The organism is Haloarcula nitratireducens (assembly GCF_019599505.1).
The window spans coordinates 1-19,968 of the sequence record NZ_RKLT01000030.1; the positions used below are offsets into that span (position 1 = coordinate 1).

Here is a 19,968-nt window from a genome sequence, read left to right on the forward strand (position 1 = left end):
TTTAGCTAACTGAACCGCTTTGCTCGTGAAGCGGGAAATCTTCGACATGAACCATCGGCGGTTTCCCGCTTCATTCCACTAGTTCTGACGGTCGGAGCCGATGCCGTCCAGCGATTCACCAGAGCCAGACATTCCGGACGCTACAGCCTAGATCACTCGGATCCGTGGATAGCTCAGCTGAAGGTGGTGATATTTCGGAGTTCTCGGAACAGGAGTTGTGTAGTTCCGTTCAAATAGGGTAGGCGGTCACAGCGGTAACAGCGCGGAAGCCCACGAGTGTACTCGTGGGAGGAAGCGCGTAATCTCCGTGCGATAATCCATCGATTCCAGCATTGCTGACTCCCTCAGTGCAGTCAAAAATACTAATAAAGAATAGCTACTACTGTGATGTACATGGTGTGGGAAGTAGCTCGGACAGTACGGGTTCGACTCGACGTGCCCGATGACCGCAAGAGTGACCTCCACGCCACTAACACTAGGTTCCAGTACTGCGCGAACCGCACCGCAGACTGGGCGTGGCGCTACCCTGAGGAAGACTGCGTAACCAGTAAAAACAAAGCTGAAAACGCAATCTACGACGACCTTCGGAAGGAAACAGACGACCTGCACGCGAACCTCGTGCAAAAAGCTATCAAACGCGCCACAGACGACATCGACAACTGTGTGGACAGGCTTGCTGACGGAGAAAACACCAGCAAGCCGGAGTATGACACGTTCAGCATCGTCTACGACAAACGAGCGGCCACCTACTACCGTGACAAAGTAAGCCTCGCCACCGTTAACGGCAGAGTCGAATGCGACTACAACCTGCCCGATGACCCTGACGGAACGCCACACGGCGAGTACTTGCTGAACGAGGACTACTCCTTCGCAACCAGTACCGTCCACTACGACGGCGAAAGCGACGAGTTCTACCTGCATGCGACGATGGAACGGGAAATCGACGCGAGCAGTCCTGAGAAAGCCGAGGATTCGAACGTCCTTGGCGTGGACTGCAACGTTGACGACCACATTGCCGTGACATCAACAGGCGAGTTCATCGGCAACGCTGACTACCTCAACCATCAGCGGCGCGAATTTGAAAAACGGCGTGCCAGCCTGCAACAGACAGGCACACGAAATGCCCACCTGACCTACCAGCGAATCGGTGACAGGTTTGGACGATGGAGTGACGACTATCTGCACCGGTGCTCCAAGGAAATTATCGCAGAAGCCCAACGCCACGGCTGTACACACATCGCATTCGAGGACTTGGCACAGATCCGGGAGCGTATCAGCGACGGCAAGAAGTTCCAACAGTGGGCGTTCCGGGAGCTGCAAGAGCAAACAGTGAACAAAGCGGAACTGGCTGGTATCGTGGTTGAGACAGTCGAACCGTCCTACACGAGTCAGCAGTGCTCGAAGTGTGGGTGTACGCTCGACGAAAATCGTGATGGGCAACAGTTCGCCTGCCTTGACTGTTCGTACACGGCCAATGCCGACTACAACGCGGCGAAGAATGTTGCTCGGAAACTCGCTTTGAAACTCCAGCGAGGGCAGAAGTCCCCCGCTGGAGGGGCGTTCTGTCAGTACGCCCTCAAGTCGGGGATCATGACCGTGAGCGCTACTGAAGTGGCGTCCGACACACCCGTGTCGGTAGAACGGGAGTCCACCAACAAGCCCACGACTTCAGTCGTGGGTAGCTGACTAGCAATCGTAACCTCACAGCCGTTGATCTCCACCGTTACCTTTTCCCACGGCACTGTGTGGTACGAACTCCGATCTGTGTTCCCCTCTGTGAGACTTGTAGTTGCTGGCGAGATCGGTGCTATTGCCAAGGGCATTCCCTGCCGCCATACCAAAACGAAGGGAACTGATAACAATATGGACAGTAGAGGAGTAGAGATTGTATGTCGAGTTCAGCCTCGAAGACCGAACCGACGCCGAGTACGCTCTCGGAGAAACAATCGCGGATTCTGGCGTACCTCCGACAGCATGTCGCAGAACAAACGTATTTCAAATCTCGACTCATCGCTGACGATCTCGACTTGTCGCCGAAAGAAGTTGGATCGAATATGGCCGCAGTCCGTCAGGCAGCGACGGGTATTCAAATTGAAAAGTGGGGGTACTCCACGGGGACGACGTGGAAGATAACTGCTTGAGTTGGAGTGTCTTATCACCAGACAGCCGCTCACAGCGGATTCCGTGCTGGGATTGTAGGCGACGGTCAAAACGGCCTGTCTCGTGAACTTCCCCTCAATCGTTGCTCAGCGCGATTCCAGTCGCAGTTTCGCTGGTGGGGCGTGGCTCAAGCCTGATCGCCTTCTCAGCGGTTACTGTGACTTCGTAGCCCGCGTAGCTGAAGGAGACCTCACCATCTGACATCGTCTCGACGACCGCTTCTAGCGCGTCGGGATCGATAACCGCATACAGCGACGGCAACTCCACCCGCTCTGTGGCGGCGGTACGCGAGATTTCTTGGATGATCCGGTCGGAAACACTACCCCTCATTTGTGTCATATTACTTCATCAATAAGATATGATATAAATCCTTGTCAGACAACTATATTTGAATTGTCAACTTTCTCTGCGCTGACCAGTCGTCGGCCTCCTCGAGCTGGTTCGTTTGACCGCACCGCCAAAGATGTCTTCCGCCAGAGAGAGTGTCAGCTCGAGAGACCCTGGAATGCCAAGCGAGCGACGCTCTCTAACCACTTGCCTTGAGGCGAGTCACTCAATTTCGACCATGTTCTGTGCCTCGATTGTCTCCCAGACGTCCTCACCAGTCTCCGTTAGTCCATATACGCGGCCCTTCTTGCGGTCTTCAGAGACGAGCAATGTGGTGAGTCCCTCGTCTTGGAGTTCCTTGAGTGCGCGAGAGACGTGTGCCATACTGAGATCGGTTCCCTCAGCGATAAGTGAGGGTGTCGCGGGACCGTCTGCGAGGCGCTGTAGTGTGCCGACACGGTACCGTGAACTGATGACGAAGCTGACGTCGTCCCACTGCTCATCTGTTGTCATAGGTGGTTCCGTGCCTCCGCCGTATAACTGAATATGGCTGTCATAGGTGGTGAGTCAGTCTCTACTGCGTGGTAGCTGATTAACGGCACTGATTGTTTAGCTGGATAAGGCACTTCGAATACAACCGGTGCTACTGGTAATCAAGTGCTTCTTTGCTCTAGTATTATCGTCTCAACTGCTGCCGATCGAGACCAAGAAAAATGTAACCCCATACCGACTGTGAGGGATACCGATAGTACAGTATTGTAAAGAAACGGTCGTAACGTCTCCCTAGAGCGCTGTCAGTACGATTTCAGTGGTGTCGCCGTCGAGGGAGATAGCTTGTCGGTCGTCGCTCTCGAGCGTCGTTACTCATAGACCTGCTCATCTATCCAGCGTCGTCACGACTCGTCAATGAAGACTCTGTGCCTGACCACAAGCCACCGATTCACAATAGTAGCAGCGCGGAAGCCCACGGCTTCAGCCGTGGGAGGAAGCGCGTAAGCTTAAGGGACTTTGAGACGAATATATAGACACGTCCCACAGGTCCAGAAGCGGCCGGTGGGACGGGCTGTCCGTCAGCCAGCCCCGAAGTCGGGGACGTTGAACGAGTCTCTCCGACTCCCGGTTCGGGAAGCCACCTGAGAAAGCCCCGTCTTAGAAAGGAGGGGGCGTGGGGCTTTCCGCTGTGGAGCGCGAAACTCGTGAGTCCACCGACAAGCCCACCGCTTCAGCGGTGGGTAGCTGACACAGAAGCGGCGTTGGGTCGCTGGCCCGTATTCGTATCTGAGTGGTGGCCAGTTCACCAGTCGTGAACTGCTCCGGTTTTGGACGTACAGTATCTCGAATCAGACTATTTCGCTCGTCAATATTATCGGGATTCCGGCGGGGATCCTCTATCTGCTATTCGTAATCGCTGGCTTCGACCTCTATACTTCGCCGCCGCTCATCGTTATTCTGTGCAGATGTATCAAGCAACGATACGTGGGATTCGCTTTGAGTCGACATTACAGCAAACGGTATTCTATCTCACCTCGAATCCAGTTAGTCAGCTTCTCTACTCCCTGTTGTGGGTGTTCCCGATCGTGGGTGCTGTCTGGGAGTCTCTTTCTGGTAGTCAGGAGCACGAATTCCACGTCACGCCAAAACAACTTGAGCGGCTTCCCGACACTGTGCGAACGAAGGACGATTGACCAGCTTGTATTCTGCTACTCTTGAAAAGCCCGTGGTGGACTAGTGGCGTTCTCGATAGCGCAGCTGGCGAAGCTCTGCTTGGCTACGTCAGTACAAATGCGTCGGGGGTGACCCGACGCCATAGGGGGTGGAAGGTTGCAGACCCATTGGAAGTGATGGCTTCAGCAGGGTCTACAACGTGGCTTTCTGGTCACCGAATATGACTGTTACGATTGGCAAACAGGTCAGGGGCCGAAACCATGTCGATTGGACAGGCGAGTCGAATTGCGTCCGTTGATAGTAGCTGCATCCATATCGCAGCCGAGTCCCCCGCTGGCGAGGGGGAGTCGTTGGGCGATATCCGACGCAGGTACGAAGTCGGCTGCGGGACGCTACTGGGTGTGTTCCCGTCTGCAGTGTTCTTTTTGTTATATATCTACCAATAGACATATGTGCGAGCGCTATGTACCAGTTAGTTACTTGTATGCACGACTTGACTGGCTTCCAACGTGACCTCCTCTACGTGATTGCTGGTAGTGATGAGCCCCACGGCCTTGCGCTCAAAGCGGAACTTGGGGACTACTACAACCAGGAGATCAACCATGGACGGCTGTATCCAAACCTTGATACACTCGTTGAGAAGGGGCTTGTCGAGAAAGGGACGCAAGACCGACGGACAAACATCTACACACTCACTCAGCGCGGCCGTCGTGAACTCGAAGCCCGCCGCGAGTGGGAGCACAAATACGTAGAAGCTGCTGAGATGTCGTCTGCATAACGACGTTCAAGTCGGCAGTCCAAGTTCTCGCAGAGTTGTTACAGAAATTCGAGGAGAAAGCCCACGACTTTAGTCGTGGGATGAATCCGACCACTCCGATACAATTCATCCCAGATAGCACGGCATAGGGTTGATAGAATCATAACATCTAATAGTGAGTGGCATCTATCTAAGACTATGCCGCGCGGGTATAGTCGAGAGCGAACGTCGGTTCAGAACCTCCACTACCACTTCGTGTGGTGCCCGAAGTACCGCAAGCCGGTGCTGACCGACGAGGTTGCCGACCGCCTCGAACAACTCATCGAGGAGAAGGCCGACGAACTCGACCTCGACATCCTCCAACTGGCAATCCAGCCCGACCACGTACACCTGTTCATCACTGGCGACCCGAAACTTGCCCCGAACAAAATCATCCAGCAGGTCAAGGGCTACACCTCGCGGAACCTCCGTGACGAGTTCGACTTCGGCCTCCCCTCGCTGTGGACACGCTCGTACTTCGTTTCCTCAGCAGGCGAGGTGTCGAGTCAGACCATCCAGGAGTACATCGAAGCACAGACCGGACAGTAGAATGCAACGTGAAGTCACTACCACGGTACGGGTCAAACTCCACTCGCTCACCGAGCGGAAAGCCCGGCTCGTCGAACGCGAGTACGGTGCGTTCCAAGATGCCGTTCACGGTGACGACGACGCGAACCTCTACTCCGCCACCAAACAACAGGTGGGCAAAGTCCGCTCGAATAAGAACCCGCGAGCGGACACCGAACAGCCTGTCGTCCTCCGCAACGACTGTATCACCATTGAACACGACGAGGACACGGTTCTCTCGTCATGGTGGTTCAAACTTCCCGTCTACAACCCCGAGAAGGAACGCGGGGATAGCATCTGGGTGCCCGTGTGCGTCCCCGAGAAGGACACGCACCTGCTCACCGACGAGTACATCCGTGACTCGGAACTCGTCCACCGAGATGGCGAGTGGTACGTCCACCTCGTCTGCAAGCGGTCTGTGGCCGTCGCAGACGAATACAATGACGTTCTCGCCGTCGATATGGGTGCGAAGTGGATAGCCGTCAGCACATTCCTCTCTGACCGAGACACCAAGTTCCATGGAGCGGAAGTCCGTCGCGTCCGTGAACACTACAAGCAACTCCGCAAGTCCATTGGGAAGGCGAAGGTTCGTTCGGGAGCGCAGATCATCGAACGCCTCGGGGACAAGGAATCCAGAACGGTCGAACACGAACTGCATCAAGTGGCGAACAAACTCGTCGCTCGCGCTCGGGAGCGAAACGCCGTCATCGTGTTCGGTGATATGACGGGGTTGCGCTTCGACAACGACAAGGGACGGTACGTGAACGACAAGACCCACAAGATGCCGTATGCGAAGATGGCGAACATCCTCACGTACAAAGCTCATCTTGACGGGCGAGAGTGCCTCCCCGTGAACGAGTACGACACGTCTGTGACGTGTTGGCGGTGTGGGTCAAAGAACACGAATCGGGAGGTGCAGGGGCGTGTCGAGTGCCACGACTGTGGACTGGACGACAACGGCGACAAGAATGGCGCGACGAACATCGGCAAACGAGCCGTCGGTAAGAACATTCAGCGTCCGCTATCGACGGTGGGGGCTGTTGTGGCTCAGCCCGAAACGCAGGTCGTACTCAAGGGAACTAACGGTGAGATGGAACCTGCGAACTCCCCGGACGACGTGGGCCTAACCCTCCGTGAGGGAAGCCCACGACTTTAGTCGTGGGAGAAGTCGCAGCGGCGAGTTGGACGACACCGAGGCAGCGCTTGCCCCGCTCCGCACGCTGGGCGATCCCGTCGTGGACCTGCTCGCCGAGCGGCCATATATCCAGCAGCAGTCGTACCTTGACGCGACGGAACCCAAGGGCGACCACTACTACTGGAAGACTGAGTTTGCCGCCGAGTTGAGTGGCGACCTTCTGTCGACCGTGCGAGACCTGGCCGCGGAGAATCCAATCCCGGATGGGCAACTCGTCATTGCACACATCGGCGGCGCACTCAACGAACGTGACGACGACGACGGCGCCGTGAACAACCGCGACGCTCGCTTCGCATACGGTGCAGCTGGACGGTGGGACCCGGACGATCCCAATGGAGGGGCGTACCGTGAGTGGGTCCGCACTGCGTGGGACCAACTGCGCCCCTATTCGACTGGTGGGAATTATATCAATTTCCAGACCGCTGACGAAGATGAGGAGCGAATTCGGGCGACGTACGGCGACAACTTCGCTCGCCTCGTCGAAATCAAAGCGCAGTACGATCCGGAGAACGTCTTCCGCGTGAACCGGAATATTCGCCCGAACGAGTGAGTGTCGTCACCGGTTGGGGCGTCTGGTCAGTAGCCGCCGCCATCGGGAAAGCACCGGCCGCATTTGTGGCCATCTTCGTCAGTGAGTGCTTGTTCGATTGGGAGCCGTCGTAGCTGTGTTGGCGCGACGTGGTATGTTAGGCCACACTCGGTCTCGAACTTGTCGGCGCCCGCTTTGTGTTTATGGATTGTTTTCGTGGTTGTGTTCAGCACGCCGTTTGTAGCTTCGTTCAGCGGGGGCGACATGTGATAGCTGTTCACACGATATACACATAAATGTAGTATCTAGATGAAAAGGTATTACCAAATAGTCAGTACTTATCGATGAGTATGTGAAGCCGCTCAGGCGGGACTGCGACGGGAGATGCATGAAGAACTGGACTGTCCAGTAGCGGTTGGGGCAGCACTCGGACGATAGTGGTACGCACACCGGTCACGACAGCAGACAGTGTCAGTGTATCAAATGTTCCGAACCTATGTCCTGGCACCGCCGACACCCAATCCCGCCGAAGGGGTACTGACAGCGAAGTGGGTGTCGCCTGGCGAGTTGCCGGCACAGACGCTTCCACAGGTCCGTCGGCTGATTCGTGCTCGGTGAGGTTGTGTCGCGAATGGACGGCACCATCGGGGATAGGATACTCGGATGTTTCGTTGACTGCACCACACCGTAAACGATGTTCCAGCGGGCAAGGATATCAGTAGCCGACCCGGATCACTACCTGAGGACGGTGCAGAGCCACAATGGCTTATAGTACGCAGGAGTATGATACTTCGAAGTACGTAATGTATGGAAAGCCCCACCGTGATTGCCGCCGAATACTGGCGTCGCCTCGTTCGTGTGCGGAGGGGGCTTTCGCCTTGTTCACTAGGTTTCGTCGATAGAGTCAATCCCACTAATTTCGAACCGTGCACCGCCAGCGTCGCTTTCGGTGACTCGGCGACTTGGTCGGTGACACTTGGGCAATTCAGACTTTAGTTTCCAATATGTCCATGCTGGCGAAGCAACTGGAACCATTCATCGGGGTGCTAAGACGACTTACCCCAACGCCTTCTGGCGGTTTATCGGAGCCGCGAATTCCGAACAGTGCAACCGCCAAGGCGACAGCTGGCTACCCAATACGAACGAAAAACGACCGCTGAGTTGGTTCGAGAGCCAATACAATTTCCACTCGCTTAGTTTTGGCCGTTTCCTTCTCCGCCAACACAGGAATTTGCCGGATTCTGTCCCCGACCGATTCGACGGGTGTTCCAAGGCTGGAAATCGACATTACCGTTCACAACATCACCCTTTGGATTATTCTTCGGGTTATCGTCATGTTCCGGTCCAGTTGGGTGCCCCCAGTAATTACATGTGGCAGGGAGTTCCTCACCACCGCCGGTGTTATCAACTCCAACGTCGTTCCCGGTGATATTGTTGAGCGTGACGGTAACCCCGCCGGCGTTTTCAACCGTTCCGAACTGATCACTTATTCCGACTCCGGTGTCGTTGTCCTCGATATCGTTTTCCTCAAGGAGAACATCAAAGTCACCCTGATACTGGGCAAGGACACCGACAGGTTCGCCCGTGAATGACGAGTCGGTTATCTCCGCGGAGATTTCGGATTCGTTATCATCATTGTCTATCGGCCACAGCGCAAGACCGCCCCATTCATTCCCAGTTGTTTCTATGTTCTCGACCGATGCTTCGGAGAGATTCCGAAGGGCGACCCCGAAACCACCATTGTTATCTCGTGATTCGACATCGACCACTGTTGGAGTATCGGTCGTGTTCAGATCAATGCCGGTTCTGCCGTTCTCGACTGCATGGACGTCTTCCACCCGGAGCTCGTCTGCGAACTGAAGCTTGAGACCGTATCCCCCGGCCCCACGTAAGGTGAACCCTTCGAGCGTGACAGCGCTTGACTCATGCACTGTTAGCCCCCGACCGCTACTTTGGGACTCAATCGTCACCTCGTCACTTCCGGCGCCACTAAGCGTGAGATTAACAAGACCATCAATTACAAGCGCATTTTCAGCATACGTACCCGGCTCAACTTCGATCGTATCGCCCGGATTTGCTGCTGCGATCGCGTCTTCAATCGTGTTCTCGTCGGTTGGAACGTTGATTGTTGTCTGTGCACTCGAGACGCCAACAAGAACACTGCTGCCAACAACTGACGCGCCGATTGTGTTCAGTATTGTTCGCCGTCGAAGCGGATGATTTACACGGCTCATATTTTTGCCCCCGATCAAGGGGGATGTTACCACTAATCACGGTTAAATAACATATTTTACCAGTTAGAGAGGATTGCGTAGCGATCAATCCATAAGAAGATAGATCTTTGTTAGTAATGGCATCCAGATTGAGTGGAAGAGACTATCAGCAGTGGCAGTAACGTGGTGGTTTTCACCGTGACATCCTCCGCGCCGTGAACGGCGGGATTCTCTCGCTGAATCCAGAGAGTGTCAGGTGACAAATAATGCTGCCCAGCGAAGCGCGAGTATGTCGGTTAGTTGCGCCAGCGCGACGGGTGCTCACTGAAGAATCAAGTTGCACTAGCTCAAGTACAAATGCATGACCAACGCTAATGAGACAGAGGAGGAAGAGCCGTTGTCCACGCTCAAGCGTGCAGCAGACCATGTTCGGACCAGCGCGGAACACAAACAGCGTGCTGACGAGTTGATCGCAAGTGCTGAAGCGTCACTACGAACAGAGCTTGAAGCTGCGTTGCCAGACCACATTTCAGTTGATATCGAGACTACGGTTGGGGCTGATGACCAGCGATTCATCGTGAGCTTATACGATGAGGCAACAACGGATATCGTCGCGGATGTCGTCGGTGACGATGTCGACATTGGTGTCCCACATCCTCAGCAGTTCATCATCGGCGATGACGTGTCGTCGGAGACAAGTGTTCCAGAGGAGAGTGGCCAAACGATTCGAGAGATCATCGCAACGATGGAGGATCGACACGACGACGGCGCGCCAGTCCAGCAGGTGCTCCACAGGGCTCGACGACTCGGCATCGATACCGCAACAGCTGAACGCGAGATTGACGAGTTGAAGCAGCAAGGCGAGGTGTACGAGCCCGAACCCGACCACCTGCGGACAACCTGAGCGCTACGAACGCGCACTGGCTGGGCGACCTAGCATCGAGTAATGCAGACCGTCGCGGTCTACAGCAAGCATTGTCTGTGATATTTGGGGGGCTCTTGATGTGATACGGCCTTGGTCTATACAAATCGAAAACGGAAGGTAGCCGATTAGCGCTGAGGATTGGGACTGAAGGGCGTCGTCGGTGACTCTCACGACCACTACGGAGACAAGGCTGTTATTGAGCTCTTCAGGACTACTCACTCAAATCACGTTGTTTGATGAGTGTTGCTGGATTTCCGCCGACGATTGTATTTGGCGAGACTGACTCTGTGACGACGCTTCCTGCTGCAATCACTGCACCGTTTCCAATTTGTACTCCATCTACGATGCGGCAGCCGCTTCCGATCCACACATCGTCTTCGATTACGATACCTTCCGTCGTCAGCCCCTGCGTATGGATGAACTCATCTGGGTCTGAGAACACAGGATTTGCTGGGACAATTGTGCTGTGAGAGCCAATTCTCACGCCCTTCCCGATATCTAACCCCCCATGCCCGTACAAGATCGAGTATGGATCCAGCGTGGAATAGGCTCCTAGGGAGACTCGGCCACCACAGGGGAGAATTTTCGCGTCTGCGTAGACATGGCAGCTATTGCCGATATCGATCTGGCCCTGCTCTACCGCGAGAGACGAGCGAACAGCTACCGTAGCCGACCGGCTAATCGAGACGCCGTCGTGGGCGTTGAGATAGTATCGATACCCGCGTCGCCCTAGTTGGCGAAAGGACCTCTTGACATGTTTTATCAGTCTGATTGACATTATAGAGAACACGTAGGGCTGGCTGCTAAAAGCTTCTATCTCATTGACACTGCCCAGGACGATACAAATCGAAAACGGGGGGTGGTCGGATCGCGCTGAGGATTGGTGCTGAAGGACGGCGTCGATTGCTTTCGCGACTGCCACAGGGAAACAGCCGTTATTGAGAGTATTAGCACTGAGCAACTCGTTGCTCTCATCAGTGTTTATGCTTGCGGCAGCAAGCACTATTGTCAACCTACATGGTTATTTACACGTAGATTCTACCCCCACCTTATTGCCCATATCAGCACCACAGACGGTCCCAAAACCCACTCTTGCCCCTGTACTGCCGTAATAATCCGCTACAAAGCAATGCTTGCTGTTGCAAAATATTTTTCAGTGGTGGTCGGTCATGTGCCCGATGAGTCCTCCGTCCACTACTCAGGTTCCCTTGCTCCCACTCCTGAGCTGCTTTCGAACGGGGGCGGCAGGACTCTCCATCTTCGTCGTTGCATCCTCCTCGACAGGCTCCATGCCGGAGAGGGTGTCATCAGTCGCTCCGGATCATAGTCATAGATGTATTAGTCAACTCAATCTACAGGCGGAGCAGGCCGAGTGCCTCGGGGCTTGACCCCGAGGGTGAAGGCCGTAAGCCTCGCTAAACGTGTTCCGTTCGCTCGATATACTGCTCAATCGTGGCGGTCGAAACATCGCCTGCCGTCCCCACGTAGTACGTTACGTCGATCGTTTAAATATGGTCACTGCACCCGGGGTGGCGTCGCAATCACTGGGAACGTTCACCAGCGGATCGTTTGCATCAATTGCGACCGGGTGCCAGAGTCTGGAACCGACACGGACAAGCGCGGGGGACTGTTCGTCGTGGACGTGGCCAAGTGCCGCCAAGACCTCGGTAGCACCCCCTATGAGACGGCGACCGCGACACAATTCAGTACCCCTCAGTGGACTGCCCCTGCAAACCGAGCACTGTCCATGTTGCAGGACAACGAGAGGGGCTGGATACACGGCACTACTGCGACCGTTCTGGACACCAAGCACTAGTCATGTCTAGCTATACACTCGCGTTCAAGCCCGCGATCGGCTTGTATGGACAACACGACCCGAGTGCCGCACTCTTCGAGGACGGCACGCTCGCGTATGCCATCGAAGAAGAGCGCCTCACGCGGGAGAAACATGCGGTCGATACGTTCCCGGAGCGTGCAATTCAGTCATGTCTTGACTATCATGATCTCACTCTCTCGGATGTCGATCGGGTGCTCCTCCCCTACGATCCGGCACTGCAGTCCAACCTGCTTCCCCACTACATCCGGGATACAGTTCGGGTAGATGGTGCAGTGCGGACGCTGACATCCCTCGAAAATCTCGCAAAATCCCAGCTCAAGAGCCGATTGTTCCCCACGCGCCAAATCGAGTCTCGGCTGGCAGCACTCGGCGAATCCGTGCCGCCGATCGAAACTCGGGCCCACCATGCCTGTCACGCCGCGAGTGCCTTCCATCCCTCTGGCTTCGATGAGTCACTCGTACTCACTGTCGACGCGAAGGGCGAGTACGATTCGACAGTAGTCTGGCGGGGCAACGCGGCTGGCCTTGACCGCGTCCGCACCTACGAACATCCGAATAGTCTCGGTCTCTTCTTTGCGGTTATCACGGAGTATCTGGGCTACCGGATGTTCAACGGCGAGGGAAAGGTGATGGGCCTCGCGCCCTACGGCAATGAGAACCCAGCCATCGAGCGGACGCTCCGTGCACTGATCGATACGGGTGTCGACTACGACGTGACTGAACTCACCCGCCGCTGGGGGACCGGCTATGGTGTCCGCCGTCTAGAAGAGGCGTTCGGCCGCGACCGAAAGGAGTCGTCAGGGGAGTTCTCCCAGTGGGAGCAAGATCTGGCCTACACTGCACAGAAATTGCTTGAGGAGACGGTGGTGGCCATCGTCAAGGAGTACATGGAGACTGGGAATCTCGCGCTTGCAGGTGGCGTCGTTCTCAACTGCAAACTAAACAAACGACTGCGCGAGTCCGCCGCTGTCGACGACATCTTTATTCAACCTGTGGCCCACGATGCTGGCCTCGCTATCGGGGCCGGACTACTCGACCAATCGCCGGCAGACGTCTCGCCATTCGAGACGGTCTATCACGGCCCGGAGTACGATACCGACACGATTCGTGAGCTGTTGGAGACAAACAAGATCGCCTATCGCGAACCGGACGATATCGAGCGCTTTGTTGCCGAGCGGCTGGCGGACGGCGACTTAGTGGGCTGGTTCAACGGTCGCCTCGAGCTCGGGCCACGGGCACTTGGGAATCGGAGTATTCTCGCCGACCCGCGGACTGCCGCCTCTCGCGACCGCGTCAACAAGTTTGTCAAACATCGCGAGGAGTGGCGACCGTTTGCGCCCTCGATGCTGGAGGCGGCTGCAGACGAGTATCTCGTCGATGGGGAGCCGGCGCCGTTCATGATTTCGGCGTTCGATGTGGAGCCGGCCAAGCGCGACGATCTTCAGGCGGTCCTGCATCCCGCCGATGGGACGACGCGCCCACAGACGGTTACCGAACAGCAGAATCCCCGCTACCACCGTCTAATCTCGGAGTTTGCCGATATCACCGGCGTGCCGGTGCTGCTCAACACGTCGTTCAATGACCATGCTGAACCCATCGTCACGACGCCTTCGGAAGCGCTGAAGGACTTCTTTGGGATGGGCCTTGATGTCCTCGTGCTTGCGGATTTCGTCGTCGAGAAGGCAGCTGCGGTGACCGAGAACCCAGCTCTATCCCTCGAGGGCGACTGACGCTCGTGCCCCAGAGCGGTGAGTTACATACGATAGAGAGGCAGCGATAAGAATACTGTATATGCAGCAGCCATCTGTGACGGGCTGCTGATTTCTACAGAAGAAACAAGCCGAGTGCCTCGGGGCCGTTCGAGACGGCTTTGCCGTCTCGTGATGACGAGAGAGCGGCGCTCTCTCGAACCACGTGACCCCAAGGCGGTTCACGGTGGACTAGCTTGATACAGCCCAATCGACCACGTGCGGCCGTTATCGGGAGCACCGTCGACAGCACAGAGCCAGCGGTCGTCGGCGACAGGCCACGGGTCGTAGTGATGCATTCGGCGCTTGTTCCAACCGTCGCCAGTCCCGCTAAGCACTGTCCCGACATGTTCGTACGCGAAGCGCTTGGTGGTCAACTCAGTCACGCGCCACCCATGGATTGCCTCACCATACACGTCCCGTAGGTCCTGCGTGAAGAGATACGGAGTCTCACCGATAACGAGGGGGCGGCCACCCTGTCGGGCACCGTGGCGGTGCGTTGCAACCGGATTCTGTGGATGTGGCGTCCAGTCGGTTTGGGCTAGGGTCGACGAATAATATATCATAAGCTCCTCGTTGCCGCGATCAGTGATGAGCCACCAGCGGTCGCGGTATCGAAAGACGACCGGATCGTGGGAGTAGTAGTCCCTGTCGATCAAGTGGTGGGAAAACTCCCACCCGCCGGGAAAGGACGCCTGACTCGTCGTCCAGAGTTCGACGTCTTTCCCCGTCGGGGGTGTCATGTAATATTGCCCGTCGTACTTCCAGACGAACGGAAAGCTCGTATGGGCGTCCTTTGCGAGAACGACCTGGTTGTATTCCCAGTGCTGGTGGTCGTGGGCTATTGCGTGCCCAATCACGGCATCCGGGTCACGGTTGCTGTTGACAACCTCGAAAAAGAGGTGAGCGGTCCCGTCTTCGATGAAGAGAAACGGGTCGGCGACGTAGTCGACGGCGCCGTAATCCGTGACATCGTTCGCAGTCAGGATCGGATTGTCAATGCCCGGCATGGGGTGGGGATCTAGTGGCGGTGCAGCACCCACCGTTGACTGTGCTGGGATCTGTTGGCCGGTAAAGCGATAGTTCGGCGGTGTTTGTGTGCCCGTCTCTGTCTCGACATGTGTTGTTGGTGGCTGGGAAGACTGTGGGGAGGGATTGGCTGTCGGTGCTTCCGTAGCAGGGAGCGTCTCTTTCAGAGGTGCATCGGCACAACCGGAAAGTGCCGTGGCACCAAGTACCAAAAATCCTCTACGCTTCATCACAAACCAGGGTTTAAATAACAAGTATATATGCGTTCATATGTGTGAAATATATTATATTCACAGTTCATGAGTAGTTGGAATATAGTAGTGAGGGCCAAAGTAACAGACCCGCAACGCAGCGAGAAGACAGTGGCCGCCGCGTCCAGATGGAACCACCAGTTTCTGGACCACGTTCAGACTACCGCAAGAATGTGTCGGAGGGGTGGGTAGGTCCGACACAAGGGGGGTAGATGGTTGGTCTGCAGACCCACCGGAAGTGATGGCTTCAGCGGGGCCTGCATTTTATCGTTTCGTTTGTTAAATATAGTTGTTATGATTTTCAGACAGGTCTGGGTTCGAGAGTCTGCTAGCAGCCCATAGTGAAGAGACCAAATACGATATCCACTGAACAGAGTCGCACCCGTGACAGAAAGATCACTTCCTGATGACGAGATTTAGCTACTCAACACGAGTCGAGAAGTCGCTGCTGTGTTGGGCAATACTGGTGTTGAACGGGAGAGTCGGCCCAGCGACGACCAGCGTCGGCAAGTTCTGCATGTCAGATAGAGAATAACTGATATAGATCGTAGCTGGTCGGATATGGAACAATCCGGGTTTCGTGGTTAGGGATAGACGAGGTGCATAGGCCAAGGATATCGCCGCGCCAGCAGCGTCAATGTCCTCGCAGTCGTGGGAAATGGTCTTGATCAGAAGACGCCTTGGGAGATCCGCCAACTGCAGTCATGTCCGCACCGCAAAGGATATCTTCCGCCGGCGGGGGTGGCAGCGGCCGAACGAAGTCACCGACTGTGGGCGGCGCGCCACTGCGACGACTGGGTAACCAAACGCGAGTCGAGTAGCTGTTGTGTTCGGTAGCAGCGTCGCGAGTTGCCTGGGAGACAAAGGGCTATCAGTCCCGCAGTTACTCACGCTGCTAGCGCCACGAGCACGACTCGCAGATTCCAGCTCGTGACGATCCCACCGAGGACGGCGAGCCCAAGCGGAATACCCAGAGAATGAGGCCGTGGTACCAGCTTCCAGATGCCGTAGAACCCGCCAAAGACAGCAAGTTTGAGGGCACCCATGGTACCAAGCACTGAGTATTGGAAGAACACTTGTGCAATCGGATGTGTTTCGACGACGCCCGCAACGTGAAGCCCGAGAGCAGTGGTGACGATATCGCCCAGGCCAAACAGCAACAGCGCAAGGATCCACATATGGGCGGCACTGGATTCGAGTGCGCAGGGTCGCTGCACAGAGGGCGTCCAGTCCATAGTCCCCTCTAGCGACGCTTCGTCCTTTGTTACGTGCTTAGTAGTCGCTATATGAGGGTGCTAAGCAGTATTTCAGAGGGGATAACTATAAGCACGACTCTGGGTTCGGAACCCTGCTTTGGTCGCAGGGCCATTCGGATATGCTAGTGTAGAAAATGTCCGTCACCATTTTCGAGAGTTAGAAGTGGCGTCACATCGCGGAATATTCGCCAGCGACTGTGGCTAACCAACACAAATCGAACGATCGCTGGTATGTTGGTTAGCAGTGGCGAGAGTCGTTCAACGCACTTCCATATGTCGACCAGTCCCAGACTCACCACATAATCGTGGTGTCGGACAAGCTAGCGTGGCCGAACGTATAGGTGCACGCGCCGACTGCTTGTTTGGCAACAGCCGATGTGGAGCGAGTGTTGTCTAGGTGTGGCTCTGTTCGCTGCTGGAGGGCGTACATTCACTCTGTAGTGTCGTCGTTCGAGACAGCATTGTAGGTGGCCGTGACGATCGCAGGGGTACGGTAGCTCCGGTGCTCCGCGATTGCAGTCGTGAGAATGAACAGTATCAGAAATCCCGCAGTGACTGCTTTTGAGTCGCCAGTGTCGAGCTGATCAAGGGTTCGATGGAACCAGAAGAGATCGACCCACGGGGAAGTCTGGTGGATGGCTCGGAGCTGTTGGGCAAAGACAGGACTCAGCCAGTGGAGATCGGGGAGCATTGCCCAGCCACCGCCCACTAAGAGGAGTGTTCGGGGATATCGGATGGCCGGAACGAAGACGGTGATGAGAAACGTGGTCATCGCGGCTCCAAATGCAAAATGACCGAGTGCCATCGACATACTGACTCTGTTCGTTGATTGCAGGTATAATCATTGCAGGCCTGTTTGCGTTCGACTGTCTGGAGAGTGGAGTATTTCGCGGGGACAAACGACTGGGTTGCTCAATAGCTGGTGTCTCGGCATCCACAACCGCAGCCCAACGACCGACGCGGCTCGCATTGTGTGGGTGCGGGACTATCGAGTGTCTCCCTCCTTGAGAGGGGATGGGTCAAACCGGTCATCGAGCGGGTCAGAGTCTGCTTTGACCGTCGCATAGACGCGGTCGGCCCACTCCTGGGCAATCGGTGAGTCGCTATCCACGAACACTTCCATCAATCCCGTCCGCTCGTCGTACCCACCGATGCCGACGCGTTCGTCAAAGATGGCAAGCCCGTATGGCAGGTCATCGCGAGTCCGAAGTGTCAGGTGCCCGCGGTTGATCGCCTCGGTCGCTTGCGTTGGATAGGTTTCGAAGAGCGTCTCGACAATGTGGGGGAGGTAGATGATCTCGGTGTCGGTGCCGTCGAATATCCGCTGGTGGAATTCGCCGAGTACCAGTGGTGCCATGTGAGTTGTATTGAACCCGCGAAAGGTCTCGGACGCATGAACGAGCGAGATAAACCGCTCGACCGGCTGGTATGGATCCTCCGGCGTGGCAACGGTCACGGTCGCATCGACAAAGGGCTCGACGACGAACTCCTGGTGGTCCTCGCAGATACTGTCCAATAGCGGCGCCAGTCGATGGATGGTTCGGACGTTTGCCTCGAACCGAAGCACCTCATCAGCGATGGTCTCGCCACGCCCGGTCAGCTGAAATCGGCCATCGACTTTCTCGACGAAGCCCTGCTCGTCGAGCCACTGCGTAAACCGATGGCTGGTTGCGCGGGACACGTCAAGGCGGGCTTCGATCTCCCGGCGGTCGAGTGGGTCGTTGCGGAGCGCTTCGAGAACCGGCCCGTGGCGAACGATATCGCCCAGGCGGCTCGTCTCGACGCGGTCACCAACGGCGTCCAGTCGCTGGCCGAGATACTGCTGGTTGCGCGCATTCTCGAGGAGTGCCTCTAGCACTGGTGAGCCCGGCGCTGGTGATGTGGCGTCGTTCGAGTTGTCGCTGTCGGGCGCCATAGGATGTCCCTTGGTTGAGAGAGGTTGGCATGGCTCCTAACTCTTCCTCTCACGGGCTGCACCGCATCTCACGTGGTGAAACGGCGTTCACGTCGTCGATTGCTGTGTGATAGGTGAGGCCAACAGCCAGGCAGCCATTTGAGCAAGTATGGCACAGACCACCATCGACACCGATCGGCTCGCGCAGTTCGACGCAGCGTGTCACGGCGACCTGATTCAACCCGGTGACTCCGACTACGACGACGCTCGAGCGGTCTGGAACGGAATGATCGACAAGCGACCGGCGCTTATTGTGCGGTGTGCCGGAGTTGCAGACGTCATGGCTGCTGTGGAGTTCGCCCGAGACAACGACCTGCTTCTGGCGGTGCGTGGTGGCGGGCACAACGTCGCTGGGACGGCCGTCTGTGACGGTGGCCTCGTGATCGATCTGTCGGCGATGACTGGTGTCCGGGTTGATCCGGAAGCTCGAACGGCGTGGGTTCAGGCTGGCGCGACATGGGCCGATCTCGATCACGAAACACAGGCGTTTGGCCTCGCGACACCCGGCGGTGTAGTCTCGGACACCGGTGTCGCTGGATTAACCCTCGGCGGCGGCATCGGTCATCTTCGCTGTAAGTATGGATTGAGCTGTGACAATCTCCGCTCGGTCGAGCTCGTGACAGCGGCCGGGGAGTATCTGACGGCTAGTGCCGACGAGCATCCGGAGCTGTTCTGGGGGCTGCGCGGCGGTGGTGGCAATTTCGGCGTCGTCACCGGCTTCACCTTCGAGTTGCACCCGGTTGGGCCGGAGGTGGCGACCTGTCTGGTAGTGTACCCGGGCGAGCAGTTGGGCGAGTGTTTGCAGGCCTATCGCGACTACGTGAGGGCTGCACCTGCTGACGTGAGTACGCTTGCCTTTGCGGGTGTAATCCCCGACGAGGAGCTCTTCGCTGGGGATGAGCGAGACGCGTTCAAGATCGCGTTTCTTGGCTGCCATGCGGGCGCTGTTGACGCGGGCACGCGGGCGCTTGAACCGCTTCGGGAGTTTGCGACGCCCATGGCTGACGTCAGTGGTGTGATGCCCTACGCCGAGTTCCAGCAGCTCCTCGACGAGGACTACCCTGACGGACTGCGGTACTACTGGAAGTCGCTGTATCTCGATGGGCTATCGGACGCTGCGATCAATCGCATTCAGTATTGGGCCGAGGCAGCGCCCTCGCCGTTGTCGACCGTCGATGTCTGGCAGCTTGGGGGTGCCATCGCTGATCGTGATGGGAGGGAGAGTGCCTTCGCCGGGCGCCACGCGCCCTATCTGCTGGGTGTCGAAGCCAACTGGGAGGCGCCAGCGGCCGATGGGGCTAATGTCGAGTGGGTGCGGGACTGTCTCGACGACATGCGGCAGTTCTCGGATGGCTCGGTGTATCTGAACTTCCCGGGGTTTCTCGAGGAGGGCGATGCTATGCTGCAGACTACGTTTGGACCGGCGTATGAGCGCTTGGTTGCGCTCAAAGACGAGTACGACCCGACGAACCTGTTTAGTCGGAATCAGAATATCGCGCCGAGTGGGTAGGGTTGT

Annotated in this window: 16 protein-coding genes and 2 pseudogenes; 9 read left to right on the forward strand and 9 right to left on the reverse strand. The window is 56.6% G+C overall.

The genetic code is table 11. The features are described 5' to 3' along the window. Positions 1-393 precede the first annotated feature (393 nt). On the forward strand, positions 394-1,686 hold the full coding sequence (locus EGH23_RS23570) for an RNA-guided endonuclease InsQ/TnpB family protein (protein ID WP_220582433.1): 1,293 nt from the start codon (positions 394-396) through the stop codon (positions 1,684-1,686). A gap of 203 nt (positions 1,687-1,889) precedes the next feature. Beyond that, the gene (locus tag EGH23_RS26645; RefSeq protein ID WP_236045045.1) at positions 1,890-2,141 is read left to right on the forward strand and encodes a DUF7123 family protein; all 252 of its coding nucleotides are present in this window, start codon (positions 1,890-1,892) and stop codon (positions 2,139-2,141) included. A 94-nt stretch (positions 2,142-2,235) separates the two neighbouring features. On the opposite strand, the gene EGH23_RS23575 is transcribed toward EGH23_RS26645, so the two are convergent. Together EGH23_RS23575 and EGH23_RS23580 are read right to left on the reverse strand one after the other, a co-directional pair. After that, positions 2,236-2,499 (reverse strand): HalOD1 output domain-containing protein, encoded by a 264-nt coding sequence (locus EGH23_RS23575; protein WP_220582434.1) that lies wholly within the window; start codon positions 2,497-2,499, stop codon positions 2,236-2,238. Between the two features lie 210 nt (positions 2,500-2,709). Beyond that, on the reverse strand, positions 2,710-3,000 hold the full coding sequence (locus tag EGH23_RS23580) for a winged helix-turn-helix domain-containing protein (protein WP_220582435.1): 291 nt from the start codon (positions 2,998-3,000) through the stop codon (positions 2,710-2,712). A 1,636-nt stretch (positions 3,001-4,636) separates the two neighbouring features. Here EGH23_RS23580 and EGH23_RS23585 point away from each other — a divergent pair. The 4 genes from EGH23_RS23585 (at position 4,637) to EGH23_RS23600 (ending at position 7,260) form a co-directional block, all read left to right on the forward strand. Then, positions 4,637-4,930 (forward strand): PadR family transcriptional regulator, encoded by a 294-nt coding sequence (locus EGH23_RS23585; RefSeq protein ID WP_220582436.1) that lies wholly within the window; start codon positions 4,637-4,639, stop codon positions 4,928-4,930. 177 nt (positions 4,931-5,107) lie between these two features. Continuing rightward, positions 5,108-5,497: an IS200/IS605 family transposase gene (gene tnpA / locus EGH23_RS23590; RefSeq protein ID WP_220582437.1), complete on the forward strand. Its 390-nt coding sequence runs from the start codon at positions 5,108-5,110 to the stop codon at positions 5,495-5,497. A gap of 1 nt (position 5,498) precedes the next feature. Next, on the forward strand, positions 5,499-6,671 hold the full coding sequence (locus EGH23_RS23595; protein WP_220582438.1) for an RNA-guided endonuclease InsQ/TnpB family protein: 1,173 nt from the start codon (positions 5,499-5,501) through the stop codon (positions 6,669-6,671). Between the two features lie 25 nt (positions 6,672-6,696). Continuing rightward, positions 6,697-7,260, forward strand: a complete 564-nt coding sequence (locus EGH23_RS23600) for a BBE domain-containing protein (RefSeq protein WP_220582439.1) — start codon at positions 6,697-6,699, stop codon at positions 7,258-7,260. Between the two features lie 1,172 nt (positions 7,261-8,432). Here EGH23_RS23600 and EGH23_RS23605 read toward each other — a convergent pair. Beyond that, positions 8,433-9,473, reverse strand: a complete 1,041-nt coding sequence (locus EGH23_RS23605) for a right-handed parallel beta-helix repeat-containing protein (protein ID WP_220582440.1) — start codon at positions 9,471-9,473, stop codon at positions 8,433-8,435. 340 nt (positions 9,474-9,813) lie between these two features. Here EGH23_RS23605 and EGH23_RS23610 point away from each other — a divergent pair, with 340 nt between their 5' ends. Continuing rightward, complete coding sequence (locus EGH23_RS23610; RefSeq protein WP_220582441.1) at positions 9,814-10,356, forward strand: hypothetical protein; 543 nt, start codon at positions 9,814-9,816, stop codon at positions 10,354-10,356. Positions 10,357-10,603: 247 nt separating this feature from the next. Here the strand turns inward: EGH23_RS23610 and EGH23_RS27380 are convergent. Beyond that, positions 10,604-10,759, reverse strand: a pseudogene (locus EGH23_RS27380) (DapH/DapD/GlmU-related protein); the annotation flags it as partial. Between the two features lie 1,033 nt (positions 10,760-11,792). Beyond that, positions 11,793-11,870 (reverse strand): annotated as a pseudogene (locus EGH23_RS23620) (IS200/IS605 family transposase); the annotation flags it as partial. Positions 11,871-12,195: 325 nt separating this feature from the next. Between EGH23_RS23620 and EGH23_RS23625 the strand changes: the two are divergent. Further along, complete coding sequence (locus tag EGH23_RS23625) at positions 12,196-13,944, forward strand: carbamoyltransferase family protein (protein ID WP_220582443.1); 1,749 nt, start codon at positions 12,196-12,198, stop codon at positions 13,942-13,944. A gap of 200 nt (positions 13,945-14,144) precedes the next feature. Here EGH23_RS23625 and EGH23_RS23630 read toward each other — a convergent pair whose 3' ends face one another. From EGH23_RS23630 to EGH23_RS23645, 4 genes are all read right to left on the reverse strand, one after another. Further along, positions 14,145-14,972 (reverse strand): glucosamine inositolphosphorylceramide transferase family protein, encoded by an 828-nt coding sequence (locus tag EGH23_RS23630; RefSeq protein WP_220582444.1) that lies wholly within the window; start codon positions 14,970-14,972, stop codon positions 14,145-14,147. Positions 14,973-16,129: 1,157 nt separating this feature from the next. After that, positions 16,130-16,477, reverse strand: a complete 348-nt coding sequence (locus tag EGH23_RS23635) for a DUF5658 family protein (protein ID WP_220582445.1) — start codon at positions 16,475-16,477, stop codon at positions 16,130-16,132. Between the two features lie 451 nt (positions 16,478-16,928). Next, a complete protein-coding gene (locus EGH23_RS23640; protein WP_220582446.1) occupies positions 16,929-17,309 on the reverse strand; it encodes a hypothetical protein in 381 nt (126 codons plus the stop codon). Between the two features lie 174 nt (positions 17,310-17,483). Continuing rightward, positions 17,484-18,413: a helix-turn-helix transcriptional regulator gene (locus tag EGH23_RS23645; protein WP_220582447.1), complete on the reverse strand. Its 930-nt coding sequence runs from the start codon at positions 18,411-18,413 to the stop codon at positions 17,484-17,486. Between the two features lie 148 nt (positions 18,414-18,561). Here EGH23_RS23645 and EGH23_RS23650 point away from each other — a divergent pair, with 148 nt between their 5' ends. Then, on the forward strand, positions 18,562-19,962 hold the full coding sequence (locus EGH23_RS23650) for an FAD-binding oxidoreductase (protein ID WP_220582448.1): 1,401 nt from the start codon (positions 18,562-18,564) through the stop codon (positions 19,960-19,962). Positions 19,963-19,968 lie beyond the last annotated feature (6 nt).

What these genes read in the sequence shown, in the direction of transcription:
- EGH23_RS23570 (WP_220582433.1), top strand. Translation starts at nt 394, where the DNA reads ATGGTGTGGGAAGTAGCTCGGACAGTACGGGTTCGACTCGACGTGCCC.
- EGH23_RS26645 (WP_236045045.1), top strand. Translation starts at nt 1,890, where the DNA reads ATGTCGAGTTCAGCCTCGAAGACCGAACCGACGCCGAGTACGCTCTCG.
- EGH23_RS23575 (WP_220582434.1), bottom strand. Translation starts at nt 2,499, where the DNA reads ATGACACAAATGAGGGGTAGTGTTTCCGACCGGATCATCCAAGAAATC.
- EGH23_RS23580 (WP_220582435.1), bottom strand. Translation starts at nt 3,000, where the DNA reads ATGACAACAGATGAGCAGTGGGACGACGTCAGCTTCGTCATCAGTTCA.
- EGH23_RS23585 (WP_220582436.1), top strand. Translation starts at nt 4,637, where the DNA reads ATGCACGACTTGACTGGCTTCCAACGTGACCTCCTCTACGTGATTGCT.
- tnpA (WP_220582437.1), top strand. Translation starts at nt 5,108, where the DNA reads ATGCCGCGCGGGTATAGTCGAGAGCGAACGTCGGTTCAGAACCTCCAC.
- EGH23_RS23595 (WP_220582438.1), top strand. Translation starts at nt 5,499, where the DNA reads ATGCAACGTGAAGTCACTACCACGGTACGGGTCAAACTCCACTCGCTC.
- EGH23_RS23605 (WP_220582440.1), bottom strand. Translation starts at nt 9,473, where the DNA reads ATGAGCCGTGTAAATCATCCGCTTCGACGGCGAACAATACTGAACACA.
- EGH23_RS23610 (WP_220582441.1), top strand. Translation starts at nt 9,814, where the DNA reads ATGACCAACGCTAATGAGACAGAGGAGGAAGAGCCGTTGTCCACGCTC.
- EGH23_RS23625 (WP_220582443.1), top strand. Translation starts at nt 12,196, where the DNA reads ATGTCTAGCTATACACTCGCGTTCAAGCCCGCGATCGGCTTGTATGGA.
- EGH23_RS23630 (WP_220582444.1), bottom strand. Translation starts at nt 14,972, where the DNA reads ATGCCGGGCATTGACAATCCGATCCTGACTGCGAACGATGTCACGGAT.
- EGH23_RS23635 (WP_220582445.1), bottom strand. Translation starts at nt 16,477, where the DNA reads ATGGACTGGACGCCCTCTGTGCAGCGACCCTGCGCACTCGAATCCAGT.
- EGH23_RS23640 (WP_220582446.1), bottom strand. Translation starts at nt 17,309, where the DNA reads ATGTCGATGGCACTCGGTCATTTTGCATTTGGAGCCGCGATGACCACG.
- EGH23_RS23645 (WP_220582447.1), bottom strand. Translation starts at nt 18,413, where the DNA reads ATGGCGCCCGACAGCGACAACTCGAACGACGCCACATCACCAGCGCCG.
- EGH23_RS23650 (WP_220582448.1), top strand. Translation starts at nt 18,562, where the DNA reads ATGGCACAGACCACCATCGACACCGATCGGCTCGCGCAGTTCGACGCA.